The organism is Limisphaerales bacterium (assembly GCA_014382585.1).
Lineage (GTDB): Bacteria > Verrucomicrobiota > Verrucomicrobiia > Limisphaerales > UBA1100 > JACNJL01.
This window is the reverse complement of sequence record JACNJL010000064.1, coordinates 70,256-96,307: the sequence shown is the minus strand read 5'-3', so window position 1 is coordinate 96,307 and position 26,052 is coordinate 70,256. Positions and strand designations below refer to the sequence as shown.

Genomic DNA, 26,052 nt, shown 5'->3' with positions numbered 1-26,052 from the left:
TCAATCAAAATTACGAAACACTCCGCTATGCGAATTGATTATCAGGCGCAAATCTGGCGGGAAGGCGGCCACTGCATTGCCCACGCCCAGCCGCTCGATGTGGCCAGTGCAGGCGACACTCCGGAAGCCGCGCGCGAAGCCTTGGACGAAGCGGTGCAGTTATTCCTCGCCACCGCCGCCGATCACGGCACGCTTAATGTTGTGCTGGAGGAAGCCGGATATACTTTTGCCGAAGGCCAATGGTCCATGCCGGATTGGGTGTCCAGCGAAACCGCCACCGCGTTGGTGGAAGCCTAATGCCGCGGCTCCTGCCAGTTCATTGGCGCACGCTGGATAAAATTTTTGTGGCGGCGGGATTTCGTTTTGTGCGGCAGGAGGGAAGCCATCGATCTTATGTAAAAAAAGGCGTGGCGCGGCCGGTGGTGATTCCTGCGTATCGCGAGGTGCCGGTGTTTATCATTCGCAACAACCTCAAAACGGCGAGCCTTTCCCGTGACGAATATTTCAAACTTTTAGCGAAATCAAAATGAACCGCATCGCCGTCATCAACGTGGTGGGTTTGTGCGACCGGCATATTGGGGCTTGGACGCCGAATATCCTTGCGTACCGCAACGCGGGCGCGCGGGCATTTATTGAGCCAGCATTTCCGGCGGTGACTTGCACGGCGCAGAGTGATTATCTGACCGGCGAAACTTCCACCACGCACGGCATCGTGGGCAATGGCTGGTACGATCGCGATTTGGCGGAGGTGCAGTTCTGGAAGCAATCCAACCACCTCGTGCAGGCGCCCAAGGTGTGGGACGCATTGCGGGCGAAACACGATGGTTTCACCTGCGCGAAAGTTTTTTGGTGGTACAATATGTACTCCGGCGCGGACTGGAGCCTTACGCCGCGGCCGATGTACCCGGCGGATGGCCGGAAGGTGTTCGATATTTACACGGAGCCCTTCGACATCCGCGAAGACATCAAACGCGATTTGGGCGAGTTTCCCTTTCCCGGGTTCTGGGGCCCGGCGGCGGGGGTGGATACGCCGCAGGGCACGGCCGATTGCGTGAGTCGTTGGATTGCAGAATCGGCAAAATGGATCGAACGCAAGCATTCGCCCACGCTGTCATTAGTTTACCTCCCGCATTTGGATTACAACCTCCAACGCCTCGGCCCCGAGGACAAAGCGATTAAGCCTGACTTGCAAGCCATCGATGCGATCGTGGGCGGGCTGTTGGGATTTTATGCTAAACGCGGCGTACAAGTGATGCTGCTTTCCGAATACGGCATCACGCAAGTGGACAAAGCCATCCACCTCAACCGACTGTTCCGCAAGCAAGGTTGGTTGACAATCAAAGAAGAATTGGGGCGCGAATTACTCGATGCCGGCGCAAGCCAAGTCTTCGCCGTTGCCGATCATCAAGTGGCGCATATTTATATCAAGGACACCGCGCTCACCGACGAGGTGAAAAAAATTTTGGAAAACACGCCCGGCGTGCAGGCGGTGCTCAACGATGAATCCCATCGCCGCGCAGGCGACCTCATCGCGGTAGCCGAGGAGAATGCGTGGTTCACTTATTACTACTGGATGGATGACCAGCGAGCGCCGGACTTCGCGCGCACAGTGGATATCCACCGAAAACCAGGCTATGATCCGGTAGAACTTTTCATCGACCCGCAGTTGGCCTTTCCCAAACTGCGCATCGCGCGGCGGTTGCTACAAAAGAAGCTGGGGTTTCGGATGTTAATGGACGTCATCCCGCTGGACGCCTCACTGGTCAAAGGCTCGCACGGGTGCAAACCGGCAAGCCGCGCCGACTGGCCAGTAGCGATTGTGCCCGGAGACGATTGGCTGGAAAGCGATGCACTGAAAAGCACTGAAGTGTTCGAGCTCATCCAACGTGCGGTGAGATGAACAAGTTGGCCTCCGAATTGCTGAGTAAATGCAGCAGATAGAGCAAACGGTCGCCTAATAAAACCGTATTTTAACTTGAAAAAAGCACAAAATTGAGGTAAGTAAACTCATAGACATCGCCGCCATGAAGCCAAGAATATATACCAATTTTGTAACTCGTGCGCTGTTGAGCGTGGGGGTATTGAGCGGATTACACCTGATGCTCGCCCAACCCGGCGCACCGGCAACCGGAGGAATTCCGGGCGCCACAACTTCGCCCATTCCTGGCGCGGCAGGGGCGGGAGGCGGCGCACCCATTCCAGGTGTAGGCGGCGCAGCTGGCGCCGGTGGTACGCTTCCGGGCATGGCAGTCACGCCCCAACCCGGCGCGGGCGGCGTGGGGTTACCCACAGGCTTACCCGGCGGGTCAGGCACGGTGACAATTCCCACTTCGCCAACCATTAATCCCGCCACTGGCATCCCCACTGCGGGAGCAGGTGGCGCAGGAATTCCGGGCGGCACAATCCCCGGTACTGGCCTACCCGGTACTGGCCTACCCGGTGCGGGCATCCCCGGCGGCGGCCCTCTTCCTGGCTCTGGAATACCCGGCGGCGGTGCCCCCACAGGCCCTGCCGGCCCTACCAGCGGTGGGGGCGGTGTGTCGACCAACCAAGTTCCACAAACAGTGATCAATGCTGCGATCATGGCCGAAGCCATGCGTGTGTTCTTGGAGGAGGCAAAATTAATCCAAGCCGAGGCGAACGGCAATTTCACTGATGCTGTCAAGCTCGATAAATGGGATAAGAAAGATCGTCAAATGCGGCAGCAACATAATTTAGCTGTGCTGTACACGCTGGGCGTAGGGGTGCCGCTTGATTTTCGATCGGCCTTCAAATGGTTTAAAATCGCGGCTGACGAAGGCCTGCCTGAAGCCCAACTTAACGTAGCTATTGCTCTGCAGAGTGGTATGGGAATCCAAAAAGATTTTGTGGGCGCCTACAAATATTACACCTTGGCCGCCGCCCGCGGTTTGCCTTCAGCCGCTAAAGCGAGGGACAACCTCGCTCAATATCTCACACAGTTTCAAATACGCGCCGGCCAGCGAATGGCGCATGGCTTCAAGCTGCGATACGATGCAAAGCAACAATACGTGAAGGATCGCAAACAAGCGGAACGGGAACTTTATGAAGCGCTGGGTCGTAAGCCGCCGGAATCCAATTAACCACTCACGTGCAGTCAAGAGCCCGGGCGACTCCCCAAAGCCAGCGCGGTCAGTTGGCCAATTGCCATCAATGCCTGGAGATCCGCCACGCTGAATTCCGCCTCAGATTCCGTATTTTCTACGCACAAAACGCCCAGCTCCTGCCCGGCACAAACGAGTGGCACATATAAACCGGCATGAGTTGAAAGCCGCCGAATTGATTCTTTTTTACTCACCTGCACCCAAGCGTAACCGGTGCGCCCTTCCAGCACGCGATGCGCAAGCGTGTCGCTCATCACCGGATTCAGCGAAGGCACATGGGCCCGCACCCGTATCCGGCCAGTGTCGTGATGGATAGCAAACACCGCGGCACGTTTCACGCCGGGCAGCCAGTCGGGCAATCGTTTCACCAGCCATTCGGACAACCCATCCGCGTCCCCAAACGCATCCAATTGCGCAGGCAATTCCGGTAAAAAATCCATCAGCGGGGAAGTTTCTTCCCCTTCAGAAAACGGCTCACCCTGCGCGCAGGTATGCGTAGTGCGGATGCGGCCCATCGGGCTCTTTCGGCTTTTCATCACTGCATCCACCTCCTCAGCAGTGCGCTCGCCGGGCGAATAATAACGATAGTCTTCCTCTTTAAATACAGGATAAGAATCCAGTTCAGGAAACCCACTCTCAGGGCGCACGGGCTCGCATTCAGTGCGGGGCACTTCTTCCGAAATCTCGGCGGGGGCTTCACTTTGGGTCAGGTCTGTTTGAGCCACGTGCCACACGCGCATCAGAGTGGAACCGATCTGCACTTTGTCGTTGGTGTTTACCACACACGCGCCGTCGATCGCCACGCCGTTTACCAAAGTGCCGTGGGTGCTGCCGAGATCTTCCACCCAGCAAATGCTGCGCGTTTGCCAAATGCGCGCGTGGGTGCGGCTCACCAGCAAATCTGCGCTGAGATCGAGACTAATATCCGCCTCGGGATGTTTACGGCCAATGAAAATTTCATCGCGGTCAAACACGTCCAACCAGATTTTGCCATCAAAGGTTAACTCAAGATGCAGCCCCACCTTGGCGTTGGCGGGCAACGGTTCGGGCTCATTTGGCGCAGAAGGTTGGGGACGCGGCTTGAGCCCGCGTTTGCGTTTTGGATTGCGAGTGCCGCTTGGGGCATTTTGCTTCCGGCGATCGGGCAGCGTTCCTTTGAGCGTAAGCTGTGTTTCACCGAGCAACACCAATTCGCCCGGGCGCAGCACTTGGGCGTGCTCCAGCTTTTTGCCATTCACAAATGTTCCGCCGCGGCTGCCCATGTCTTCAATGCGCACCTCCCCCGCCTCACGCCAAACGCGCGCATGAACGCGGCTCACGAGATCATCCGGCGTAAGATCCACCCCCACTGCGGTACGCTCGTTGCGGCGACCAATCACAAGATCATCGCCCTCCAACTTCACCTCGCGCGTTTTGCCGAGTTGCGTAATTTCAAATCGCAGCACCCCCACAGCTTGGCGAACTGCTGCCCTCCGAGTCAATCCCACGCTCGGCAAATTCATTTGCCTTTGATACCATCCCGCCGTTTGTATGAGCACCCGATCTGCCAGAATCCTCGTCCAACGCCAAAACGGCGAGCAGGTTGCCGAATATTCCCTCGGCCCCGGCACGCATGTGGTCGGGCGCGAACCCTCCGCCGGCGTGCGCGTGGAAAGCCAATTCCTATCGCGCATCCACGCCACCCTGCACCTCACCGAAACGACACAGGAAATCGAAGACCACGGCAGCACTTCCGGCACATACATCAACGGCGTGGCCGTGCGCGGGCGCATGCCCTTGACCGAAAATCAGGCGGTGCAAATGGGTGACCTCTATTTCACCGTTCAACGCCAAGTCACCACTGATCGCCCGCCAGAGCTGTACCACGCCAATGACCTCGCTGGCGGTGGACGCTATACCCTCGTACGCGAACTCGGCCGTGGCGCTCGCGGCGTGGTATGGCTCGCGCACGATCAGCATCTTGACGAACAAGTCGCTCTCAAACGCCTCCCCCCCGAGCTCGCCGCAGACCCCGTGGCCCTCGGTGATCTCAAGCGCGAAGTGCAAAAAGCCCATCGCCTGTCGCACCCCAACATCATCCGCATCCACGACCTTGTGCAACTCCCCGACGAGCAGCCCTTCATCGCAATGGAATTTGTGGATGGCGCCGACCTTGCCGACATGCGCACCCAACAGCCCGGCGGATTTTATCGGTGGGAAAACCTCGCGCCACTCGCCCTGCAAATGTGCGGTGCCCTCACTTACGCCCATCAGCAGCACATCGTCCATCGCGATATCAAGCCCGCCAACATGATGATCACCCGCGAGGGCCATCTTAAACTCGCCGACTTCGGCATCGCCGCCAACTCCGCCGATGCCGCCACCCGCGATGACATGGAAGGCGACGCCAGCGGCACCGCCGCCTACATGAGCCCCCAACAAATGCAGGGCCAAACCGCCACGCCCGCCGATGACCTCTACGCCCTCGGTGCCACGCTGTACGATTTACTTTCCACACAACCCCCCTTCCACGATGGCGACATCGTCCACCTCGTCCAGGAAGCCCCCGCCCCCACATTGCATCAGCGCTTCGAGCAACTCGGCCTCGACAACTCCCTGCCCGATCACGTCCACAACGCCATCATGGCCTGCCTTGCCAAAGACCCCACGCAACGCCCCGCCGATGCCGCCGCCCTCGGCCAGCTCATCCATCCCAACACTGCCCCCCCGCCCGTGCCGCCCGAGTTCCAGCCCGAATCCGAATCCGTCCTCGCCGAGCCCATCGAAAAAACTCAGCGTTATCTGGAAGAAAACCTCCCCCAACCGGTCACCAGTTGGTGGAGCGCCCAGTCCACCGGAAAACAACAAACCCTCGTCATCGCCTCCATCGTCCTCGGCCTATTAATCGCCGAAATGGCATATTCCAAACTCGCCAATAAAAGCTTCTTCAAAACCCTCCGCCAACATCACCCTTTCCTCCCATGGCACGTGGAACCCCCCAAACCTGGAAAATAACCCGACTCCATCAACGGTTAATATGAACCGCCAAGGCACCAAGACGCCAAGATTGGGTTTGATTTAGTTTAATTCGCTAGAGCGTGCTCTCCGAGCGCGCCGCGGCAGTTTTGAAGAAACCGCCCTCGGGACGCGTGCAACGCGTCCCTACCAAAACAAAAAAGCCGCCCGGAAAGTGAACCGAAGTTCCCTCGCCGGGCGGCTGCCAATCCTTTTTCAAGGGGATCCTTGCGGACTCTCTCAAAGGTCGTTGCCCTTGGCAGGGCGCAATCAACCATCGCTTCGCACATCCCCGAAAGGCTGCACTCAAACCTTCCACCTCCCCGAAGGGCGGTTTCCGGCGGCGACTTCATTCCATCAATTCCCCGAAGGGCCTCAACAACGTTCCATCACCTCGTCGGCTGACCGACCGAGCTTCATCCGAAGATTCGCTCAACGGGTTGAAACTATCACAAAAGGCCCCCACTCCAAGTCAGAGTTATTTTGAAGTTTGCACAGGTTATTAACCCGTTAAAAAAGAGAAAATGGTGCGCACTGCAGGATTTGAACCTACGACCCCATCGGTGTGAACGATGTGCTCTACCACTGAGCTAAGCGCGCAAGGGCGGGAACGGTATCTTTTCCAAAAATATTTTCAAGCCTCAATCGGTGATGGCTGCCGCGGAGGCATTCATTGGGCGCCGACGCACGGTGTCGCATTGGGCCCACGTTTCGTCTTGGCCGGGGCGGTCGAGATTGTAGTGCAAGCCGCGGCTCTCGGGGCGCTCGAGGGCGCAAGCGATGATGAGCTCCGCCACTTGCGCGATGTTGCGCAGCTCGAGCAAATCGGCGGTTACTTTGAAATCCCAATAATATTGCCGGATTTCTTCGCGCAGATTTTCGATGCGTTTGCGGGCGCGGTTGAGACGTTTTTGTGTGCGCACGATGCTCACATAATCCCACATGCACCGCCGAATCTCATCCCAGTTATGCGACACTACCACAAGCTCATCCGGATCCGCCGCATCGCCCGAATGCCACGCAGGAATTGCGGCCTCGGTGGGGGGGTGCGGTGAAGTGGTCACCACCGTTGCCGCGCGATGCGCGCAAACCAATCCTTCGAGCAACGAATTACTGGCAAGCCGATTCGCGCCATGCAAACCGGTGCAGGCCACTTCGCCCACGGCGAGCAGTCCGGGCAATTCGGTTTGGCCATCGACTCCGGCGACCACGCCGCCGCATTGATAGTGCGCGGCGGGCACCACGGGGATGCCGTCTTTGGTGATGTCCACGCCGAAGGCTTGGCACGTACGATAGATGTTTGGGAAACGGTCGATGATGAACGGGGCGGGTTTATGCGTAATATCCAGCAGCATATGCTCGGCACCAGTCCGTTTCATTTCGCTGTCAATCGCACGCGCCACGATGTCGCGCGGGGCGAGGCTGGCCATCGGATGCGCGGCGTTCATAAATTCCCGCCCATCCAAATCCTTCAACACCGCGCCCTCGCCGCGTAGGGCTTCGCTCACGAGAAATGATTTTGCTTTCGGATGAAACAGGCAAGTCGGATGGAATTGCGTGAACTCCATATTGGCAACCGGCACACCTGCGCGATACGCCATCGCCACACCGTCGCCCGTGGCGATGTCGGGGTTGGTGGTGTAGAGATAAACTTTGCCGCAACCGCCCGTGGCCAAAAGCGTGTGCGGCGCGCTAAAGGTGTCCACTTCGCCGGAATTGCGATTGAGCACATACGCGCCGAGGCAGCGATCTTTGCCACCCACTTCCAGTTTTCCGGTCGTGATCAAATCAATCGCAAAATGATCTTCAAACACTGAAACATTTGGCGAACGCTCGATGGCCGAAAGCAGCGCGCGCATCACCTCGCGGCCGGTGGCATCTTTCGCGTGCAACACGCGCCGCTTGGAGTGGCCGCCTTCTTTGCCCAACGAATAAAACCGCTCGCCATCGGCGGAAATGCTTTCGCCGCGCGTGAATTCCATCCCAAGCGCGACCAATTCCTCGATGCGTTCCGGCCCGTCCTCCACCACCGCGCGCACAATTTCCTCCCGGCAAAGCCCCGCGCCCGCGCGCAGCGTGTCGGCGATGTGCAAATCAAACGTGTCTGTGGATTTAGTGACCGCCGCGATGCCGCCTTGCGCGTATTGCGTGTTGGCTTCGGTGAGATTTTTTTTGGTGATGATCGCCACCCGCCCGTGCGGCGCCACCTTCAGAGCAAAGGTCAACCCCGCGATGCCGCTGCCGATTACGATGTAGTCAAAATTTTTCATAGTGCTGCCAACAGCACGTTTACAAGCGCGCGTTATCAATCAAACGCGTTTTGCCAATGAACACGGCCAGTGCGAGGCGGACGCCTTTTTTGGGCTTCGCGGGATGCATTGTTGCTTCATCAAAAAACTCCACGTAATCCACTTGCGTAGCGGGGTGTTGTTCGATGAACAGTATTAATCGCCGTTTCAATCCGCGCAAGTTTCCTTTGCGAATGGCGGCGCGTGCCAAACCAATCGCTTGCCACAACACTGCGGCTTGTTGACGCTCGATTTTACTTAAGTGCACGTTGCGCGAACTGCACGCCAATCCATCGGCTTCACGCACAGTGGGAACCATGATGATGCGCGCGGGTAAATTCAGGTCGCGCGTCACGCGGCGGATGAGTGCGGCTTGCTGCCAATCTTTTTCGCCAAAGATGGCAGCGGTCGGTTGCACCAAATTGCAGAGCTTAACCACCACCGTGCCCACGCCGCGAAAGTGCCCCGGCCGTGTTTCGCCTTCCATCCCAAGCGACACGGCGGTTTCGTCAATCATCGTGCTGGCGTTTCTTTCGTAAAGCGACTTGGGCACGAACACCACGTCCACGCCTTCGGCGCGGCAGATTTTTTTATCCACTGCCATCGGCCGCGGGTAGGCGTGCAAATCCTTGGAGTCGTTAAACTGCGTGGGGTTCACGTAAATGCTGACGACCACGATTCCCTTTTTGCCAGCGGCCTTGCGCGCGCGGCGGATGAGGCTTGCGTGTCCCGCGTGCAGTGCGCCCATCGTGGGCACAAGGGCAATGCGCGCGCCATCGCGCTGCCACCGTTGGGCTTGGCGTTGCATCGCAGCGGGGTTGCTAATGGTTTTCACGCGATAAAAAAACGGGCCGGCGAACCGGCCCGTTGCAAAGTATTGCCGGTGCTAATTCTTGAATTGCATCGACTGGGGTGCTCCCGCCCCGGGCATCTCATGGGCACACGGCTGATCGGTGGGCGCATCGGCTTCGGTGGTGGTGGTGCCGACGACGTTGTTGGCCAGCAGCCATGCTTCCACTTCGTCGCCGCTGACATCAGCCAGCATATTGCCATTCACCTCCACGCACGGTTGCAGCATTTGGCCGCTGCGCTCGATCATTTCGGCGCGATGCTCGGGATTGTTGACCACGTCTTTTTCGTCCCAAGTGAGGTCGTATTTGCGCAGCACCGACCGTACGCCTTCGCTCCAGCCGCAACTGGGCTTGAGATAACAAGTGATGTTTGGTTTGTCCATAGGTGCGAGGAGGATGGGGTGGGAAGGCTCAAGTTTCAAGGCTCAAAATGAAGGCCCAATGACCAACTTCCAATAACCAAGGAAATCCCAAATTCCAATGACCAATGTCCGCCGGTCGATTTTGGGGTTTGCGTCTTGGGCATTCCTTGGAGCTTGGGCATTGGGCCTTTCTCGTTTACTCTCCCTCCTTGACTCTCTCCATTCTCATCGCACCTGATAAATTTAAAGGCACGCTTACCGCCACGCAGGCCGCGAAGGCAATCGCAATCGGATGGAAGTCAGCGCGGCCGGAAGACACACTCACGCAACTGCCCATCAGCGATGGAGGCGATGGGTTTGGGGAATTGATGGCGGAGGCGACTGGAGCGGGTTCGCTTTCGATCGAAACAGAAGATGCGGATCACGCGCCGACGGTCGCGCCGTGTTGGGTGGTTCGTGAATCGGGCACGGCAATTGTTGAATCAGCCAATATCATTGGTTTAACGATGTTGGCGGCTGAGAAACGGCGGCCAATTAATCTGAATTCGTGCGGGCTTGGGATTGTGTTGCGCAACGAACAGTTTACCGGTTGTCGGCAGCACATTATCGGAATTGGGGGGAGCGCCACGAACGACGGCGGATTTGGGATGGCGCGGGAATTGGGATGGGGGTTTGAAGATGATCAAGGCAGGCCCATTCTCGGTTGGATTGATTTGGTGAACCTCAAAAAAATTCATCCGCCCAAATCTAAATTCACCGGAGAATCAATCGTGGCCGTGGATGTGCAAAATCCATTGCTCGGGCCGACTGGGTGTACACAAATTTTCGGACCGCAAAAAGGTTTGCGAAAGGAAGACATTCCCAAAGCCGAGGCGGCGTTGGGGCGGTTGGCGGCGGTTTGGGAATCGCAGACGGGGGAGGATGCGGCGGGCTTGCCGGGCGCGGGAGCGGCGGGCGGGTTAGGGTTTGGGTTGCATTGTTTTGCGGGCGCGACGATTCGGTCGGGGTTTGAAATTTTTGCGGAGGCGGTTGGGTTGGAGACTTTGCTGCGCGCGGCGGATGTAGTGATCACCGGCGAGGGCGCGATGGATCGGCAATCGGTGATGGGCAAAGGCGTGGGCGAACTGGCAAAGCGCGCGCGGGCCAATGGTTGCCGATGCCTCGGCTTGGCGGGGCAAGTGGAAGATCGCCCTGCCCTTGCGGATTATTTAGATGAGTGCCGCGCATTGACCGATTTCACCACAACCGCCGAGGCCGAAACGGATGCGGCACGGCGGTTGGAGAAATTGTCGCGGGAGGTAGCGGATGGGTTCTGTAGCCCGGCTCGGTGAGCCGGGGCCCGGGCTACATTGGCCTACGCGCCTTTGATCTTGGCGGTTCAATAACAAATTACTTGAACTGCACGGAATTGATAATCGAAGGGACCAGCTTCAATTCGCCGAGCACCGGTGAATCTACCCGCACGCCATTGGGAGACCATTCGAGAAGGTTAGCATAAAATTTCCCCGTTTTGCCCAAATTGAGAACCGAGGCGTTCAATGCCGAAGCGGGCGCAGCTTTAGCGAAGGAGATGTTGGCGATTTTTTGGAGGGGGATCGCGAGGTCAGCAAAGTCGGTTTTAAGGGTGAGTTTGCCGTTGGCGACGCCGATGATTTGGCCGGTGAGAGCGTCTCCTTTGTGAAACTGAATGTTATCCTTTACGCCAGCTTGGGCAGCAGGCGGTCCGCCGGCCTTGGGGAGACGGCCGTTCCATTCGCTGAGGCGCAGGTTGTGGATGGCCATTCGGGAATCGGTTTGGGGGTTGAACTGAAGCACTTTGCCTTTGCCGGCGAACCCGGCTTTGTCCACCCATTTGCGCACGAGACGATCGTTGACGAGCAGCGCGATGGTGGCGGTGCGGCGGTCCACGCGGATGGAAACGTGGGCCTTTCGCGCGGAGCCCCAAGCGGGATTGCCGCTGCCGAGGCTGGTGGTGCTGAGGTCGCCTTCGCCGGCGCTGGAGTGACGGTAGAGATAGCTCGGGCCGCCGTTGAGGCGCAGGAGGTAGGCATTTTGAAAGCTCACGCTGTGGAGGCGGTCGGTGCAGAGCATCACGTCCATCGCGATGTCGCGGTCCCATTCGAGGTCGAAATCCACACTGGCCATCGACGGCCAGTTGAGTTCTTTACCGATGACGTAGCCGGTGCCTTTGCTAATCAAAGAGCCGTTATCAAATTCCCAATGCAAGGAGCCGAGGGTGACTTCTACTTTCACAATTTCATTTTCACCGCGCAATAAATTCACCTTCAATTTGTCGCCCACTTTTTGGCCTTTGACGAATGCGATCATCCGTTCTTTTTTGATGTACGCCTTGCCGTTGATGTGGGTGATGATGTCGCCGATTTTCAAACCGGCCTTGGACGCGGGGCTGTCGGCAAACACGTCTTGGATAGTGATGCCTTCGACGCCGTCGTCGCCATCATCGCCGAGCAGCACGCCGATGATGGCCGCTCCCCAGCCGTTGAGGGATTTGGGGCCGTCGAACACCACGGCGCCGGTACCGGGCACGAGCCATTGCACCTCCGCGCGCGGGATGGAAAGTTTACCGGCGTACCACGTATCAAATTCGAGGGATTCCTCGGTTAGTTTGATAATGTCGCCGGCCAATTCATCGCCATTAAAAAGATGCACCAACGCGCCGTGACGACGGGCGGCAGCGGGAGTGGGTGCGGGGTTGAGGTCCACCTGCCGCAGCGCGTCGGCCTTAATGCGGAGCTTGCCGGTGATGTCCGCGTGGCTGAAGCTGAAGCCCCCCGCCAGCGTGTAGCCGTGCATCGTGATATCGATGCGGTCGCCATTTTTGAGGGTAAACTTCCCCACCCGCGGCGCATCCGCCGCGCCCGCGCTTCCGATCACCAAAATGAAAACCAGCCATCGCATCGGAACAGTGTAGACCGGCGAGCGGATTTGGAAAGGAGATTTAATTCACCCCTTACGGGGATTGTAGCCCGGGTCACCGACCAGAGCTACATTGGCGCAAAAACGCCAAGGGAAACCAATGACAGAAAATCTTGGCGTCCTTGTGTCTTGGCGGTTCAAAAAATTATTTCACAAATGGCTTCCCCACTTCGTTCACGGTCAAGTAATACGTGCCTTTGAAGATTTTGCCCTTTGCGGTGTCGAGGTTATAGCGGATGGCCATTGAGTGGACGGGTTGGACTTTGGCGATTTGCAGGAAAACGCTTTTGCCGTCGGGGAGGAGTTTGGCGGATTGGATGGTTACGGCATCGCGGCCTTGTTTGGCGGGGTCGTTCACGGACCAATCTTTGGAGCCGTAGGCGGCCGTCCATTTGTAGTTCCATTGCTCGGCGGCCCAGCTGTCAATGTCCTCAGCAATTTTCTGGTCGAGCGCGGTGCTGAAAGTGAGGCGGATGCCGTTGGCGTGAATTTTCATTCCGATGGGTTGGCGCAATGCTTCGCCGGTGAAACGCACGCGCTGGAGGCAGCCGTCGCGGATGGCGGAGGTTTGCCAGCCGAGCAAGCCGGTGACGTACAGGTGGCCATCCTTCGGATTGAAGCGCCCGCGACACGCGCCGGAAAGGAAGCGTCCGGGTAACGGCACCGCGCCGCCATTGGCGCCATCGCGGAGGATGTGCATCATCGTGCAGCGTCCGTAGGAGAAGTGCAGCAGCTCACCGCCGAGCGGGCCCCATTGGTTTTTCGGCACCCACACTTGGCCGCCGGCGGAGTTGTCCAGTACGCGGGGAATCCACATCAGCGGCGGGTCGTAGGTTTTCGGTGCCACCTTGCGTTTGTGCATGGGCATGAAGCCGTAGAAGCCGCCGGGCTTGATGACGTCCAGCCGCGTCTCGGGCACCCACGTGCCTTGTTGATCGGCAGCGGTGATGACGCCATTGGGCCCCACGCCGAGGCCGTTCGGATTGCGAAAGCCCGTGGCAACCACTTCCATTTTGCCGCCATCGGCTGACACTTTTAAAAGCACCCCCCCGTGCGGCGTGCCTTCGGCGCAGCGGATGAAATAAAAATTGCCCGCCGGATCGGTCTCCAGACACGTGGCATACGAATGCCCGCCACCGCCAATCATGAGGTCATTATTAAACGCCTCATAAAAATCCGCCTCTCCGTCGTTGTTCTGGTCATGCAGCCGCGTGATTTGGTCGCGCCCCAGCACGTAGATTTTATCCTTCACCACCCGCAACCCCAACGGCTGATAAAGCCCCGTGGCAAACCGATGCCACTTCACCGCCTTGAGCTCCGCATCAATCCCCGTCACCTTCCAAACATCCCCGTGCGCCGTGGCCACGTAACAATCGCCGTTGCTGGTGAAGCCTTGCCCCGCTGTGAAGAACAGCGCATTGAAACGGTTCTGGTAAGGCACCGTAATCGTATCAATGGCAAACGCCGTCTTGCGCTGGTCGACAATGCCTTGGGTGACAATGGGCTCCCCCCATCGGCTCGGGCCGGGTTTGGTGAGCTTCATCAAATCACCCGCATCCTTCTCGAACGCCTTTTGCAATTTTCCGGAATCCGCTTTCGGCCCCATCCAAAAGTCTACCTTCACCTGAACATTTTCCGCGCTCGGCGGCACATGCAATCTCAACTCGGCATCTTTCTTTCCCAATGGAACAGTCTTCAGTTCAGCCGCGCCTGTGACACCGTACAAAACCGAATTGCCCGCGCCTGGCAAGGAACAGATTTTCAACACCAACGGCTGCTTATGTGGGCCGATCAGCAGAATCCGCGAAAAGTGCGTGGCGCCCTGCATGGTGCGTGCCCATGGCGAATCGTGGATCTCGGTTCCACTTGCATTGTACCGGAGCACCACTCGATTGCCGTTCACATGCAGCCCCTTGTAACGCAGCGAGTCTCTCGGCAGCGGGCCACTGCGCGGTTGGCGCGGGTCGGTGAAAGAGCCCTTCGCATCGGCCACGCCGGGGGTGGGTGGATTGGCGAAGAGGATTTGGCCGTCGGGCTTGAGGGCGCGAATCAAGCCATAACGGGCGGGATCGGTCTTGAGGAAGCCGCCGGTCCAGCCGGCGCGCCAGGTGCAGAGGTCGGTGTCGAACACCATCGTGCCCTCGCCCTTTTCGCCCACGCGAATGGCGATGCCCTTGTGCGTGCTGCCCTTCGGCGTGGCGATGTGGCCGCTGACGAATGGGCCGAATTTCACTTTCGCATAGCGCGCGTCCACCCAGTCACCTTCTTTCTGCTGTGGAATATCCTTCGGCGCGGCGGCAAAAAGAATTGCGGGAGTGAAAAAAGCGAGGAGACGAAAAATGTGTTTCATTGAATGGTGCGACGTGTTCAGCCAAAAAACTATTCGCGGGAGATACCGATGTCAACTGTGCCACCTAAAACTAGTTTGCTAAATGAACGGGCCCAGACGCTGGGGATAAGTCGGGGTTGGCTTGAGGGCGGGGTTTTGCTCCACTGCGCGTGCTGATGAGGAGGCAACTGATTTACCTGATGTTCGCGGGGGTTCTATTCTTCGGGAATGGATTGATGGCTCAAGACGGCTTGATTCCGACCAAAACCAAAATCGTGCTCGTGGGGCCGAATGCGGATATTGCATATGATGCGACGTCCGGGGTCACCACCGGCACGGGACGGATCCGGGTCATTTACCACCAAGACCAACCGGATGCCGCTGAGGTTACTACCGACACCGGCTCCTTCAACCATCTCACCGAACAAATGACCGCCACAGGCAATGTGGTGTTACGGCGCGACGGAAACATTTGGAAAGCGGAACAGATGGAATACGATTTTAAAACGCGCAATATTAAGTCAGCCCAATTCCGCACGGGCAATCTTGAGTTTTTTATGCACGGAGAAAACCTGACCGGCAATACCACCAACAAAGTTTACACCGCCAAGAACGCCACCTTCACCACCGACGATGTGGCGAAGCCTACAATGGTGATCAAGGCGAAGGAAGTGGAAATCATACCCGGCGAGCACATCATCTTCCGGAACGCCTCGCTGCACTTCGGCAAACTGCCGGTGATGTATTTGCCGTATTACAAACGCAGCCTCAAACGCCACCAATGGAATATGCACTTCGAACCGGGCATCAAGAGCGAATGGGGCAGTTACCTGCTCAGTTCATTGCGACTGCCCACGAGCGATACCTTCGGCGGCGAATTTCATTTCGACTACCGCTCGCAACGCGGCTTCGCCATGGGGCCGGATTTCAATTACGACCTCGGCCGCGGCGGCGAAGGCCGACTCTCGCTCTACCGGGCGTGGGATGATGATCCGCTAACCGATTCACTCAACCGAACCATCGATCGCGAACGCGACCTCGCCCAATGGCAGCATCGGCTGAGCACCACCAACGGCTTCACCGCCACGGCCAACTTTAATTTGGAATCGGACGAATATATGCGGCGCGATTTCTTCGAGGAATCGTATCGCAACAACGTGCAGCCCAATTCATTTCTCGAGCTGGACAAAAAATGGTCGAACTACGAACTCAATCTATTGATGCAGCCACGGGTGAATGATTTTTACGAAACCGTGCAACGCCTGCCCGATTTGCGCCTGAGCGGCACGCGTCATCGCCTGGGTGACACCCCGCTTTATTACGACACCGAAAGTTCGCTGGCCTATCTCAACCGCCGCTACGCCAACAGCAGCACCGACGACTACGGCATGATGCGGCTGGACACGCTCCACCAGATTTACATGCCCAAAACCTACAACGGCTGGCTTAACGTCACCCCTCGCATCGGCGGGCGCCTCACGCACTACGGTGCCACCGAAGGCCGCGGCAAATCCACCGCCAGCAGCGAGCGTTATGTGTTCAACACCGGCGTGGAGCTTTCCACCAAATTCTCCAAGCAGATGCCCGATGTGCAGAACAAACTTCTGGATGTCAACGGCCTGCGCCACATCGTTAAGCCTTCCATCAATTACGTATTCATCCCGCGCCCCAACCGCACGCCGGGCGAATTGGATAAGCTGGACAGCGAAATCACCTCACCCAATCTGCTCCCCTTTGAAATGCCCGACTACAACGCCATCGACAACATCGACAGCCAAAACGCCGTGCGCCTTGGCCTGCGTAATATTTGGCAAACCCGCCGCGGCGCACGCATTGGCGAAGAACAAACACGCGCGATCGATGAACTCATCGACTGGAATCTCTACACCGATTGGCGGCTCGATCCCAACTCCAGCCAAAACACCTTCGCCGATGCCTTCTCCGATTTGCGCTTCCGCCCCCGCAACTGGATCGAACTGCAATCCAACCAACGCTACGACCTCGACAACTCAGTGTGGCGCTTGATGAACAACAGCGTAAACTTTACCCCCGATGACAACTGGCGCCTCAACCTCGGTCACTATTATTACCTCGCACATCCCAGCACCTCCAGCGCCGACCGCACCAGCGCGCTCTACACCGGCGCGGCCTATCGCTTCAACGAAGATTGGTCTTTCGCCACGCGGCAATATTACGACGCCGTCAAAGGCCAACTCTCGCAACACAGCTACACCTTCCACCACGACATGCGCAGCTGGACATTTTTTGTGGACCTGCGTTTTGTGACTGACACCGGCCGCCGCAACGATGAAGTCCAGCTTTCACTCAACTATTCGCTCAAAGCCTCTCCGCGTATGTCTTCGGAATAGCTCACCCGCTCATTTTTCCTCCGCAAAAAACTCCGCCACCACCGGCCGATGATCGGAAGCCAAACCCCAATCTGCCATCGCGTGCACATACGTGCCCGCGCGGTGCAACTCGCGCTCCAAGCCCGCGCTCGCAATTAAATAGTCAAATCGACTGTAACTGTCCTCCTTCCAAAAAAACGAAGTCCACCCCACGCGGCGCGGGATAAATTTACTGTTCGTTGGATGCGGCGCACGATCGCCATTTCGCTCGAAGGGGCGGAGGTCCACCAACTTCGGTGCTTTGCTGCCAAGCAACGTGCGAATCGGCAGGCGGTTGGGATAATCATTTAGATCACCCACCACCAACAAATTTGCGTTTGGATTTGCACTTAGGCGCGCCTCGATGATGCGCCGCAATTCGCGGGCTTCACTCAGCCGCATTTCGGCCTCGCTCGCCCTCGGCACGGGCCGTTTGGATTTCAGATGTGCGTTGAGCAGCGTAAATTTGTAATTCGCATTCACCCGAATCGTCACCTCGCCAAACCCACGCGACACCTCAAACCGCTGGCGATCAAGCAAATACGGCACCTTCGAATGCGTCTTGCGATTCTCGATGGGAAACCGGCTGAGCACCACCAAATGAATCGCCGGATCCGGCCCCTGCACCCATTCCAGATGCGGAAAATTCAATCCCTTCGCCTTCAAGCTCGCCATCAATTCATCCAGCGCCGCGCGTCTCCCGATTTCCTGCAACGCCAAAACATCGGGTTGGATTTTCAAAATCGCCTCAACCACCTTCACCCGCGATGCCGCCGGCTTCGCCTTGCGCGTACCGAAAGGGCGCAGGAAATAATTCTCCACGTTAAAGCTCGCTACAGTGAATGTGTCCGCCGCCACCAATGTACCCGCGGTGATTAACAAAGCTAAAATAGATTTCATTCGCCGAGCATAGCCAACTCGCCGCAATGGGAAAGTCATTTGCCATCCGCGCTATCCGTGCTACGCTCCCCGCCCGCAATGAAAACGGACAATCAAAAACCACTGACCGACATCCAGCAGCAGCCCGACCACCGCGAACTGCGTATCGATAAAGTCGGTGTGCGCGACCTCCGCTTCCCCATTCGCATCCGCGATAAAGCCAAGGCCCATCAGGACACCATCGCCACCATCGGTATGTTTGTGGATTTGCCGCATCATTTCAAAGGCACGCATATGAGCCGCTTCATCGAAGTGCTCAACGCCCACGGCAACGTCGTCCACGTGGAAAACATTCCCGACATTCTCCGCGCCATGCAACAGCGCCTCGATTCACAAACGGCGCATCTCGAAATGGATTTCCCATTCTTCCTTGAAAAAGCCGCACCCGTCACCGGCCAAACCGGCCTCATGGATTATCAGGCCCGCTTCGATGCCACCGCCAATGGCGATGAAATTGATTTCGTGCTCGAGGTCCGCACCCACGTCACAACCCTTTGCCCCTGCTCCAAAGCCATCAGCGCCGATGGTGCCCACAATCAACGCGGCCAAGTCACCGTCCAGTTGCGCTCGGATGAAACCGTGTGGATCGAAGACGTCATCGCGCTCGTGGAGCAATCTGCCAGTTGCGAACTCTATTCGCTCCTCAAACGGCCCGACGAAAAACACGTCACCGAGCAAGCCTACGCCAACCCCGTGTTCGTGGAAGACCTCGTCCGCAACGTGGCCACCCACCTCAATGCGCTTGCCCACGTCACTTGGTACAAGGTCGAAGCCGAGAATTTCGAAAGCATCCACAACCACAACGCCTACGCCTGCATCGAAAAAGGCTGATTTTAGGGCGTTTTAGCTAATCATAAAAAAGCGCACTTTTTTGTGGAAATTTGAGCGTCGTTTGCTATCTTCCCCAACCCTTTTGCGGGAAACACCGTAAAAACCGACAGAGAACGATGAGCGCCCCCAAAAAATCAGCCAAGAAAACGGCTAAAAAAGCTGTAAAAAAGGCCGCCCCGAAGAAAGCCGCTGCTAAACCGGCCAAAAAAGCCACACCCAAAAAGGCCGCAAAAAGAAAGGGCCAAAAGGCTCCGCTCGCCAATGCAGCCGCCATTCTTGGCTTCAAACCCGCGCCCAAACAATCCAACTCCGCTTACCGCCCGATGGACGGCGTGAAAATCAAAGCCGAGTGGAAAAAATATTACGATGTCCTCATGGATCTCCGCGACCATCTGCTCCACCAAATGGGCGACATCAAAAAAGAATCCGCCGAGGAAATGTCCGGATACTCCATGCATATGGCCGACTCCGGCACCGATAATTTTGACCGCGACTCCGCGCTCAGCCTCCTCTCATACGATCAAGACGCCGTCTATGAAATCGAGGAAGCCCTCAAACGCATCGAACGCAAAACCTACGGCACCTGCGAAATCTCCGGCAAAGTCATTCCCAAGGGCCGCCTCAACGCCATCCCGTGGGCCCGTTACACTGTCGACTCCCAGGCGCAACTGGAAAAACATGGCGCCGTGCGCCAACGCAAACTCGGCAGCCTCGGCACCATCGACGGCGCCGGCACCAACACCATTACCACACCCGACGAAGTAGGCAGCAAACCAAGGCCCGCGAAAAAAGCAAAGTCGGCCAAAACCGCAAAATCAAAAAAGTAAACTATGCCACGCGAAATCATCACCCTCGAATGCACCGAAGCCAAAGCTGAAGGCAAACCCGTCTCCCGCTATATGTCCTCCCGCAACAAAAAACTCCAAACCGAGCGCGTGGAGAAAAAGAAATACAACCCCCACCTGCGGCGTCACACTGTGCACCGCGAAATCAAATAAATTTATGCCACGCAAAAACAACAAATCCGACAAACGCAACAGCAGCAGCGAACGCCGCACCCCTCGCCCCAAACCCGAGGTGGATCTTAACCTCGTGGATCTCGACCCCAAAAACGTCGAGCTCCTGCGCAAGTACGTCACCGATCAAGGCCGCATCCTGCCCCGAAAATACACCGGCCTCCCCGCGCCCTATCAGCGTCGCCTCACCCGCTCTATCAAGCGCGCCCGGCAAATGCTGTTGATGAAATAATTTCACCGGCCCCTTGGCCCCGCGCCGACGGGCCTTTTTCCTGCCCCCTTATTGCAAATGATTTGCAGTTAATAATCGTGGTTTATCTGATTCTCATCGTGTCGGTGCTTGCCGGAATGGTCGCCGTGCTCAAACTCAAGCTCGGCGAACCCCGTCGCGTCAAGCTCGTCACCGCGTTCACCGGCGCGTATTTGATGGCCCTCACTTGCTTGCATTTATTGCCGGAAGTGTTCTCAGGAAAAACCGGCGATGCCGCACTCTCTTTGGGTGCATTCATCCTGCTTGGGTTTTTCCTGCAAGTGGTGCTCGATAATTTTTCGGGAGGCATCGAACACGGCCACTCGCATCATCATCATCATGGCACGGCTCCGATCGCCGTGATGATCGGCCTGTGCCTCCACGCCTTTCTGGAAGCGATGCCACTCGGCCACACCCACGGCTCGCAATTGCTCGTCGCAATTGCCATCCACAAATTCCCCGTCAGCATCGTGCTCTTCAGTATGTTGCTCCACAACGGCAAGGCCAAAAAACGTGCCTACGTTTGCCTCCTCATTTTCTGCGTAATGGCCCCCATCGGCGCGACCATTGGTTCCTTTCCCGCTTTAGCGCCGTACACACCGCAACTGCTCGCAGTGGTGATCGGCATTTTTATGCACGTCGCCACCACAATCCTTTTCGAGAGCAGCGAGGATCATCAGTACAACCTCCAAAAGGGCGCCGCAATCGCGCTCGGCGCAGGCATCGCCGCGCTTGGTGTTTTGTTGCCGCTCCATTCCCACGCCCACTAATGGCCGGCCATACTCATCCACGGCAAAACCTCGCCGACCTCACTGCGCGCCTCCGCCAGCGGGATCGCCGCATCACCGGGCCGCGTCAGGTGATTTTGGATGTGTTACGTCGCGAAGAGCATCCCTTAACCGCACGAGAAATCCACGCCCAACTCGATTGCGATCTCGCCACCGTTTATCGCTCCCTGCGTTTGCTGGAAGAAATGGCGATGGTAAAACGATTCGATTTTGGCGACGGCACTGCGCGCTTCGAACTCCTCGGCCAAAACGACGACGGCCATCATCATCATCTCGTCTGCCGTGAGTGCAGCACAGTTGTCGAAATCGGCGAATGTTTTCGCGGCAACCTTGAGCAACGCATCGCCCAACAACACGGCTTTAGCAGTGTATCGCACCGGTTAGAATTCTTCGGAGTTTGCCCGGATTGTCAGGCGGCGTGAACGAACACACCCGACCGCCACTCACCTTGGCGCGTGGTTTTTTTGAGCACCATCCCCTGCCCTTCCACGGCGGCTTGCACTTCGGCGAATTGCGTTTCTAAAACCCCTGCCAATACCAGCACGCCATCGGGTTTCACGCGCGCGATGAGCCGAGGGGCGTTGGCAGCCAGCAAATCGTAATACAAATTTGCGCACACCACATCGTATTTTACCCGCGCGCGGGAAGAAAGTTTTGTGACATCGCCCACCTTTGGTTCGAGGTGCCGTGTCACGCGATTGCGCTTTGCGTTGGCGCGCGCGACACGGACGGCTTCGGAATCAAAGTCAATGGCGCGCACCGGCCGATAGCCGAGTTTCACCCCGGCGATGGCGAGGATGCCGCTGCCGGTGCCCACATCGAGTAAACTTTGCGCGCCACTTCGTCGTTGGGCGACGAGTTGGCGCAGGCAATATTTCGTAGTCGCGTGCTGGCCCGTACCAAAGCTGAGGCCGGGATCGAGCACTACCACCGCTTGCCCTTTTACAGCTTTGTCTTTGCGCCAGCTCGGCCGCACCAAAAGTTTTTCACCAATGCGGATGGGTTGGAAATGGCGTTTCCACGAATCCACCCAATCCTCGCGGCGGAGGGGTTTGACTTCCAATTTCCAATCGCCAGTCGCCAAGCCGCATTCTTCAATCCGCGCCATTCCTTCGGCGATGGTTTGGCGTTGGACGGCGGTGATGGACTTTTTCTCATCCAAATAAACCGACACTACCGGCACGCGCATTTCGGGATGGGTAAACACCGAGGGCGCAAAGCCGAACACCGCGTGCATCATTTCCCCCACCGCAGCTTCGGCTTCGGGCGTGGTGGCGAGGGCAACTTGCCTGAAGGCGGTTTTCATCTAAGCTGCATCGATGGCGGCTTTTTGGAGTCGCACGAGTTCGTCCACGCCTTTTTTTCCGTGGGCGAGCATCGCAGTTAATTGATCGCCGGAAAAGGTGGCTTCCTCACCGCTGCCTTGCACCTCGATGTATTCGCCGGAGCCGGTCATCACGAGGTTCATGTCCACATCAGCGGCAGCGTCTTCCACGTAGCAGAGATCGAGCAGCGGCTCGCCTTCCACCACGCCGACGCTTACCGCGGCGACGGGATGCGGGATGGGGTATTCCAATATAACACCTTCGTTCACGAGTTTGTTGATCGCTAAACTGAGCGCCACAAAGCTGCCAGTGATGGCGGCGGTGCGCGTGCCGCCATCGGCTTGAAGGACGTCGCAATCAATCCAAATGGTGCGCGGGCCAAGTTTTTTCAAATCGAGTGCCGCCCGCAGTGAACGGCCGATGAGGCGTTGGATTTCGGTGGATCGCCCATCGAGCTTGCCTTTGTTGATGTCGCGGCGTTTGCGATCCAGCGTGGAGTATGGCAGCATCGAATACTCGGCCGTGATCCAGCCGCCTTCCACGCCTTGTGCCTGCATCCAGCGCGGGACGCTTTCCTCAATGCTCACACCGCAAATCACGCGGGTGTCGCCCCACTCGATCAGCGTAGAGCCCGTGGCGTGCGGGGCAATGTGATTTTGAAATTGAATGGACCGCAGCGCATCGTGCGCGCGGCCGTCGTGGCGGGTGTAAGTTTCACTCATAGGGCGCGGAATATAGTGAGGCGGCGGCGCGGAGGCAATGCGAACCTTTTACTCGTCAGTATGCCGTGGGTTTTCTAGGGTGCGCGCGTGACGCCCCGCGTGCCATGGACCCCCGCCGACGTGCTGCAATTATTGCTGACATGGATTCTCGTGGTATTGATCGGCCAACTGGCCTTCAGCGCGCTGATGCCTCACGGGCCAATCGGTCCGGAGCACATCGAAATCGATGGCCACAAAACCACGCTCACATTTTTTGAAGGCGGCACATACGAAGCCGCGGGCGGCAATGGCAAATTCCGGTATGAACAAGCCCACAACCAACTCATCCTCGAGCCTGACACAGGCGACGCCATCACCGTGGAATTCCACGGCACACTGCGCGACCGAATCGGATTGTTGTTGGTAAACCTCATTTGCCTCCAATGCGGCATCGTGGTGCTGGTGTTTCTTTTACTGCGCAAAACCAAAAGCCGCTGGCGCACGGCCTTCGGGCCGATTGGGCGACCGGCATTTCGACTGTGGCTCGAGCCGGCCTTGTTCGGGGTGGGATTTATGTTGCCCGCATTCGGGCTGCATTACATTTCGCAAACCGTGCTGGTGCAACTGGGTCAGGAACCAGTCGTGCAACAAGCCGTGCAAATGGTGATGGCCACCGAGCATCCCCTCGAAGTCGGCCTGCAAATCGTCAGCGTGGTCATTATGGCGCCCATCGCGGAAGAGCTGCTCTTTCGCGGCATTTTGTTCAACACCATCAAACACGCCGGTTACCCGCTCGCGGGAATGTTCGCCAGCGCCGCACTGTTCGCGCTCGTGCACGGTTCCGTGGCGCTGATGCTTCCGCTCTTTGTGATGGGCTTCGCCCTCGCGTGGGTTTATGAAAAATCGGGATCCATCATCGCGCCCATCGTGATGCACGCCACGTTCAACGCCATCAACTTTACCTTTTTGAAAATGGCCCCCACCCTCGTGGAAAACGCCCGATGAACGAAACCGACCTCATCACCAAACTCACCGCCGGATTGCCCGCCGATGGATCTGTGCACACCGGCCCCGGTGATGATTGCGCGGTGCTGAAGTTTGGCGACCAAACGCTGCTGTTCAAAACCGATGCCATCGTCGAAGGCATCCATTTCGAACGCGACACCCCCCCGGAACAAATCGGCCGCAAAGCCCTCGCCCGCGCGCTCTCAGATATTGCCGCCATGGCCGGCACCCCCACCCACGCACTCGTAACTCTCGGTCGTTGTGAGGATCACGACCCCGAACATTTGATGCAAATTTACAATGGCCTCAAATCACTTGCCCTTCAGCACGGCGTTAACATCGTCGGCGGCGAGATCACCACACTGCCTAAACTCACATTATCCATTTCCCTCATCGGCACTGTTGAACATCCCGTACTCCGCACTGGCAGCCAAATTGGCGATGCAATTTTCGTAAGCGGCGAACTGGGCGGATCACTGGCCGACCATCACCTCACCTTCCAACCGCGACTGCCCGAAGCCCATTGGCTGGTTTCCAATGTTGATGTTCATGCGATGATTGACCTGAGTGATGGGCTCGCCACTGATTTGCGGCATTTGCTAAATGAACACATCGGCGCCGAACTGCGCTCAACCGCCATTCCAATTAGCCGAGCTGCTAAATTAAGCGCAAAAGAAAACCCTTCCAGCAAAACCGCCCTGCTTGCCACCCTCACCGATGGCGAAGATTACGAATTGCTCTTCACAGTCCCCGCAAAAAACGCCGTCGCCGTGCTCGATGGCTGGAAGGCGCAATTTCCGGACACTCCACTCCATTGCATCGGAAAAATCACCAACACACCCGGCATCAGCTTGCGCGATGAAAAAGGCGCGCGCACTCTTTCCCTACATGGCTACGACCATCTCAACTAGCCCCGAGGAAACCCAAGCCCTCGGCGAAGCGTGGGCTGCGGAGGCCAAAGCCGGCTGGGTCATTGGCCTCGAAGGCGATCTCGGCGTGGGCAAAACCCAACTCGTCAAAGGCATCGCCCGCGGCCTCGGCATCACCGGGCCCGTCACTTCGCCAACCTTCACCCTCGTTTGCGAATACGAAAGCAACGAAGGCAAACTCCCACTCCATCACCTCGATTTTTATCGGCTGGAAAACCACGAGCAAATTCTTGCCGCCGGATTGGAGCCTTACTTCGCGCCCGAAGGCATCACCGTCATCGAGTGGGCCAATCGCTGGACCGGCCCGCGCCCCGCGGAATACCGCCACGTCACCATCACCCAAACCGGCGAAACCGAGCGCCAGATCGAGTATGAAGATTCTTGCGCTTGAATTCAGCAGCAACCGCCGCAGCGTCGCCATCGCCGATGGCAAAGTCGTGCTCGCGCACGTGAATACCGATGACGTAAAAAAACCACCACTGGCGTTCATCGACGAAGCATTAAAACAAGCCGAGCTCAGCCCCGCCGCCATCGAGACCCTCGCCCTCAGCATCGGCCCCGGCAGCTACACCGGCATCCGCTCCGCCATCGCCACCGCCCAAGGCTGGCAACTCGCCCGAGCCGTCAACCTACTCCCCATCTCCAGCACTGAAGTTCTCGCCGCCACCGCCCGCGCCAATGGCCAACGCGGCGAAACTCATTTCATCATCGATGCCCAACGCCACGAGTACTACCACACCACTTGGAATCTTTCCGGAGAATCCCAAACCGAAATCACCCCGCTCCAAATCATCGGCGTCGTTGACGCCTGCGAATTGGAAGCCCACGGCTCCGAAGCCGCCGGGTTCCCTTCCTGCCAATCTCTGTTCCCCGACGCCGCCATCCTCGCCCAACTCGCCGTCGACCGCTCCGGTTTCCAATCCGGCGAGACCATCGAACCGATCTACCTCCGCCCCATCGAATTCACCAAAGCCCCACCGCCCAGGCAGCTTGATTGA

Annotated in this window: 26 protein-coding genes and 1 tRNA gene; 17 read left to right on the top strand and 10 right to left on the bottom strand. The window is 57.6% G+C overall.

What is annotated here, in order from left to right:
• Positions 1–27: 27 nt before the first annotated feature.
• The 4 genes from H8E27_15235 to H8E27_15220 all read left to right on the top strand — a co-directional run bounded on the left by H8E27_15235 (position 28) and on the right by H8E27_15220 (position 3,101).
• Positions 28–297 (top strand): hypothetical protein, encoded by a 270-nt coding sequence (locus H8E27_15235; protein MBC8326972.1) that lies wholly within the window; start codon positions 28–30, stop codon positions 295–297.
• Entirely contained in the window at positions 297–530 is a 234-nt protein-coding gene (locus H8E27_15230; GenBank protein ID MBC8326971.1) for a type II toxin-antitoxin system HicA family toxin, read from the top strand. Before H8E27_15235 ends, H8E27_15230 begins: the two co-directional genes overlap by 1 nt.
• Positions 527–1,900 (top strand): alkaline phosphatase family protein, encoded by a 1,374-nt coding sequence (locus H8E27_15225; protein ID MBC8326970.1) that lies wholly within the window; start codon positions 527–529, stop codon positions 1,898–1,900. Before H8E27_15230 ends, H8E27_15225 begins: the two co-directional genes overlap by 4 nt.
• Positions 1,901–2,243: 343 nt before the next feature.
• Complete coding sequence (locus H8E27_15220; protein MBC8326969.1) at positions 2,244–3,101, top strand: sel1 repeat family protein; 858 nt, start codon at positions 2,244–2,246, stop codon at positions 3,099–3,101.
• 14 nt (positions 3,102–3,115) lie between these two features.
• Here H8E27_15220 and H8E27_15215 read toward each other — a convergent pair whose 3' ends face one another.
• Positions 3,116–4,624 (bottom strand): FHA domain-containing protein, encoded by a 1,509-nt coding sequence (locus H8E27_15215; GenBank protein MBC8326968.1) that lies wholly within the window; start codon positions 4,622–4,624, stop codon positions 3,116–3,118.
• 28 nt (positions 4,625–4,652) lie between these two features.
• Between H8E27_15215 and H8E27_15210 the strand changes: the two genes are divergently transcribed.
• Positions 4,653–6,116, top strand: a complete 1,464-nt coding sequence (locus H8E27_15210) for a protein kinase (GenBank protein MBC8326967.1) — start codon at positions 4,653–4,655, stop codon at positions 6,114–6,116.
• Positions 6,117–6,641: 525 nt separating this feature from the next.
• Here the strand turns inward: H8E27_15210 and H8E27_15205 are convergent.
• The 4 genes from H8E27_15205 to H8E27_15190 form a co-directional block, all read right to left on the bottom strand.
• Positions 6,642–6,716: transfer RNA gene (locus H8E27_15205), tRNA-Val, on the bottom strand.
• A 41-nt stretch (positions 6,717–6,757) separates the two neighbouring features.
• A complete protein-coding gene (nadB, locus tag H8E27_15200) occupies positions 6,758–8,386 on the bottom strand; it encodes an L-aspartate oxidase (GenBank protein MBC8326966.1) in 1,629 nt (542 codons plus the stop codon).
• A gap of 19 nt (positions 8,387–8,405) precedes the next feature.
• Positions 8,406–9,212: a pantoate--beta-alanine ligase gene (locus H8E27_15195; GenBank protein MBC8326965.1), complete on the bottom strand. Its 807-nt coding sequence runs from the start codon at positions 9,210–9,212 to the stop codon at positions 8,406–8,408.
• Between the two features lie 78 nt (positions 9,213–9,290).
• Positions 9,291–9,638: a glutaredoxin gene (locus H8E27_15190; protein ID MBC8326964.1), complete on the bottom strand. Its 348-nt coding sequence runs from the start codon at positions 9,636–9,638 to the stop codon at positions 9,291–9,293.
• A 188-nt stretch (positions 9,639–9,826) separates the two neighbouring features.
• Here H8E27_15190 and H8E27_15185 point away from each other — a divergent pair, with 188 nt between their 5' ends.
• Complete coding sequence (locus H8E27_15185) at positions 9,827–10,948, top strand: glycerate kinase (protein ID MBC8326963.1); 1,122 nt, start codon at positions 9,827–9,829, stop codon at positions 10,946–10,948.
• Between the two features lie 58 nt (positions 10,949–11,006).
• Here H8E27_15185 and H8E27_15180 read toward each other — a convergent pair whose 3' ends face one another.
• Positions 11,007–12,536: a PDZ domain-containing protein gene (locus tag H8E27_15180; protein MBC8326962.1), complete on the bottom strand. Its 1,530-nt coding sequence runs from the start codon at positions 12,534–12,536 to the stop codon at positions 11,007–11,009.
• Between the two features lie 163 nt (positions 12,537–12,699).
• A complete protein-coding gene (locus tag H8E27_15175; protein ID MBC8326961.1) occupies positions 12,700–14,904 on the bottom strand; it encodes a hypothetical protein in 2,205 nt (734 codons plus the stop codon).
• Between the two features lie 155 nt (positions 14,905–15,059).
• On the opposite strand from H8E27_15175, the gene H8E27_15170 reads away from it, so the two are divergent.
• Positions 15,060–17,252 carry an LPS-assembly protein LptD gene (locus tag H8E27_15170; GenBank protein MBC8326960.1) on the top strand — a complete coding sequence of 731 codons (2,193 nt, stop codon included), beginning with the start codon at positions 15,060–15,062 and terminating at the stop codon, positions 17,250–17,252.
• Between the two features lie 9 nt (positions 17,253–17,261).
• Here H8E27_15170 and H8E27_15165 read toward each other — a convergent pair whose 3' ends face one another.
• On the bottom strand, positions 17,262–18,170 hold the full coding sequence (locus H8E27_15165; protein MBC8326959.1) for an endonuclease/exonuclease/phosphatase family protein: 909 nt from the start codon (positions 18,168–18,170) through the stop codon (positions 17,262–17,264).
• A 78-nt stretch (positions 18,171–18,248) separates the two neighbouring features.
• On the opposite strand from H8E27_15165, the gene H8E27_15160 reads away from it, so the two are divergent.
• The 6 genes from H8E27_15160 to H8E27_15135 all read left to right on the top strand — a co-directional run bounded on the left by H8E27_15160 (position 18,249) and on the right by H8E27_15135 (position 21,516).
• Positions 18,249–19,040, top strand: a complete 792-nt coding sequence (locus H8E27_15160) for a GTP cyclohydrolase I FolE2 (protein ID MBC8326958.1) — start codon at positions 18,249–18,251, stop codon at positions 19,038–19,040.
• 116 nt (positions 19,041–19,156) lie between these two features.
• Positions 19,157–19,867, top strand: a complete 711-nt coding sequence (locus H8E27_15155; protein MBC8326957.1) for a transcriptional regulator — start codon at positions 19,157–19,159, stop codon at positions 19,865–19,867.
• A 3-nt stretch (positions 19,868–19,870) separates the two neighbouring features.
• Positions 19,871–20,038, top strand: coding sequence for a 50S ribosomal protein L33 (rpmG, locus tag H8E27_15150; protein MBC8326956.1), 168 nt, complete (start codon positions 19,871–19,873; stop codon positions 20,036–20,038).
• 4 nt (positions 20,039–20,042) lie between these two features.
• Positions 20,043–20,288 carry a 30S ribosomal protein S18 gene (gene rpsR / locus H8E27_15145; protein MBC8326955.1) on the top strand — a complete coding sequence of 82 codons (246 nt, stop codon included), beginning with the start codon at positions 20,043–20,045 and terminating at the stop codon, positions 20,286–20,288.
• Between the two features lie 62 nt (positions 20,289–20,350).
• On the top strand, positions 20,351–21,076 hold the full coding sequence (locus H8E27_15140; GenBank protein ID MBC8326954.1) for a ZIP family metal transporter: 726 nt from the start codon (positions 20,351–20,353) through the stop codon (positions 21,074–21,076).
• Positions 21,076–21,516 carry a transcriptional repressor gene (locus H8E27_15135; GenBank protein ID MBC8326953.1) on the top strand — a complete coding sequence of 147 codons (441 nt, stop codon included), beginning with the start codon at positions 21,076–21,078 and terminating at the stop codon, positions 21,514–21,516. The genes H8E27_15140 and H8E27_15135 overlap by 1 nt, the downstream gene beginning before the upstream one ends.
• On the opposite strand, the gene H8E27_15130 is transcribed toward H8E27_15135, so the two are convergent.
• Together H8E27_15130 and rph are read right to left on the bottom strand one after the other, a co-directional pair.
• Complete coding sequence (locus tag H8E27_15130) at positions 21,504–22,400, bottom strand: 50S ribosomal protein L11 methyltransferase (GenBank protein MBC8326952.1); 897 nt, start codon at positions 22,398–22,400, stop codon at positions 21,504–21,506. The genes H8E27_15135 and H8E27_15130 overlap by 13 nt on opposite strands.
• On the bottom strand, positions 22,401–23,141 hold the full coding sequence (rph, locus tag H8E27_15125) for a ribonuclease PH (protein MBC8326951.1): 741 nt from the start codon (positions 23,139–23,141) through the stop codon (positions 22,401–22,403). It abuts the gene before it with no gap.
• Positions 23,142–23,228: 87 nt separating this feature from the next.
• On the opposite strand from rph, the gene H8E27_15120 reads away from it, so the two are divergent.
• From H8E27_15120 to tsaB, 4 genes are read left to right on the top strand one after another with little or no spacing between them, the layout of a single operon-like run.
• Positions 23,229–24,125, top strand: coding sequence for a CPBP family intramembrane metalloprotease (locus H8E27_15120; protein MBC8326950.1), 897 nt, complete (start codon positions 23,229–23,231; stop codon positions 24,123–24,125).
• Positions 24,122–25,036 carry a thiamine-monophosphate kinase gene (locus H8E27_15115; GenBank protein MBC8326949.1) on the top strand — a complete coding sequence of 305 codons (915 nt, stop codon included), beginning with the start codon at positions 24,122–24,124 and terminating at the stop codon, positions 25,034–25,036. Before H8E27_15120 ends, H8E27_15115 begins: the two co-directional genes overlap by 4 nt.
• Complete coding sequence (gene tsaE / locus H8E27_15110) at positions 25,014–25,445, top strand: tRNA (adenosine(37)-N6)-threonylcarbamoyltransferase complex ATPase subunit type 1 TsaE (GenBank protein MBC8326948.1); 432 nt, start codon at positions 25,014–25,016, stop codon at positions 25,443–25,445. The genes H8E27_15115 and tsaE overlap by 23 nt, the downstream gene beginning before the upstream one ends.
• Positions 25,426–26,052: a tRNA (adenosine(37)-N6)-threonylcarbamoyltransferase complex dimerization subunit type 1 TsaB gene (tsaB, locus tag H8E27_15105; protein ID MBC8326947.1), complete on the top strand. Its 627-nt coding sequence runs from the start codon at positions 25,426–25,428 to the stop codon at positions 26,050–26,052. The genes tsaE and tsaB overlap by 20 nt, the downstream gene beginning before the upstream one ends.

Excerpts from the sequence above, each read along its gene's own strand:
- H8E27_15195 (MBC8326965.1), bottom strand. The coding sequence starts at position 9,212 with ATGCAACGCCAAGCCCAACGGTGGCAGCGCGATGGCGCGCGCATTGCC.
- tsaB (MBC8326947.1), top strand. The coding sequence starts at position 25,426 with ATGAAGATTCTTGCGCTTGAATTCAGCAGCAACCGCCGCAGCGTCGCC.
- H8E27_15130 (MBC8326952.1), bottom strand. The coding sequence starts at position 22,400 with ATGAAAACCGCCTTCAGGCAAGTTGCCCTCGCCACCACGCCCGAAGCC.
- H8E27_15225 (MBC8326970.1), top strand. The coding sequence starts at position 527 with ATGAACCGCATCGCCGTCATCAACGTGGTGGGTTTGTGCGACCGGCAT.
- H8E27_15210 (MBC8326967.1), top strand. The coding sequence starts at position 4,653 with ATGAGCACCCGATCTGCCAGAATCCTCGTCCAACGCCAAAACGGCGAG.
- tsaE (MBC8326948.1), top strand. The coding sequence starts at position 25,014 with ATGGCTACGACCATCTCAACTAGCCCCGAGGAAACCCAAGCCCTCGGC.
- H8E27_15175 (MBC8326961.1), bottom strand. The coding sequence starts at position 14,904 with ATGAAACACATTTTTCGTCTCCTCGCTTTTTTCACTCCCGCAATTCTT.
- H8E27_15190 (MBC8326964.1), bottom strand. The coding sequence starts at position 9,638 with ATGGACAAACCAAACATCACTTGTTATCTCAAGCCCAGTTGCGGCTGG.
- H8E27_15220 (MBC8326969.1), top strand. The coding sequence starts at position 2,244 with ATGGCAGTCACGCCCCAACCCGGCGCGGGCGGCGTGGGGTTACCCACA.
- H8E27_15215 (MBC8326968.1), bottom strand. The coding sequence starts at position 4,624 with ATGAATTTGCCGAGCGTGGGATTGACTCGGAGGGCAGCAGTTCGCCAA.
- H8E27_15170 (MBC8326960.1), top strand. The coding sequence starts at position 15,060 with ATGAGGAGGCAACTGATTTACCTGATGTTCGCGGGGGTTCTATTCTTC.
- H8E27_15180 (MBC8326962.1), bottom strand. The coding sequence starts at position 12,536 with ATGCGATGGCTGGTTTTCATTTTGGTGATCGGAAGCGCGGGCGCGGCG.
- rpsR (MBC8326955.1), top strand. The coding sequence starts at position 20,043 with ATGCCACGCAAAAACAACAAATCCGACAAACGCAACAGCAGCAGCGAA.
- H8E27_15135 (MBC8326953.1), top strand. The coding sequence starts at position 21,076 with ATGGCCGGCCATACTCATCCACGGCAAAACCTCGCCGACCTCACTGCG.
- H8E27_15155 (MBC8326957.1), top strand. The coding sequence starts at position 19,157 with ATGAGCGCCCCCAAAAAATCAGCCAAGAAAACGGCTAAAAAAGCTGTA.
- rph (MBC8326951.1), bottom strand. The coding sequence starts at position 23,141 with ATGAGTGAAACTTACACCCGCCACGACGGCCGCGCGCACGATGCGCTG.
- H8E27_15165 (MBC8326959.1), bottom strand. The coding sequence starts at position 18,170 with ATGAAATCTATTTTAGCTTTGTTAATCACCGCGGGTACATTGGTGGCG.
- H8E27_15235 (MBC8326972.1), top strand. The coding sequence starts at position 28 with ATGCGAATTGATTATCAGGCGCAAATCTGGCGGGAAGGCGGCCACTGC.
- rpmG (MBC8326956.1), top strand. The coding sequence starts at position 19,871 with ATGCCACGCGAAATCATCACCCTCGAATGCACCGAAGCCAAAGCTGAA.
- H8E27_15230 (MBC8326971.1), top strand. The coding sequence starts at position 297 with ATGCCGCGGCTCCTGCCAGTTCATTGGCGCACGCTGGATAAAATTTTT.
- H8E27_15160 (MBC8326958.1), top strand. The coding sequence starts at position 18,249 with ATGAAAACGGACAATCAAAAACCACTGACCGACATCCAGCAGCAGCCC.
- nadB (MBC8326966.1), bottom strand. The coding sequence starts at position 8,386 with ATGAAAAATTTTGACTACATCGTAATCGGCAGCGGCATCGCGGGGTTG.
- H8E27_15115 (MBC8326949.1), top strand. The coding sequence starts at position 24,122 with ATGAACGAAACCGACCTCATCACCAAACTCACCGCCGGATTGCCCGCC.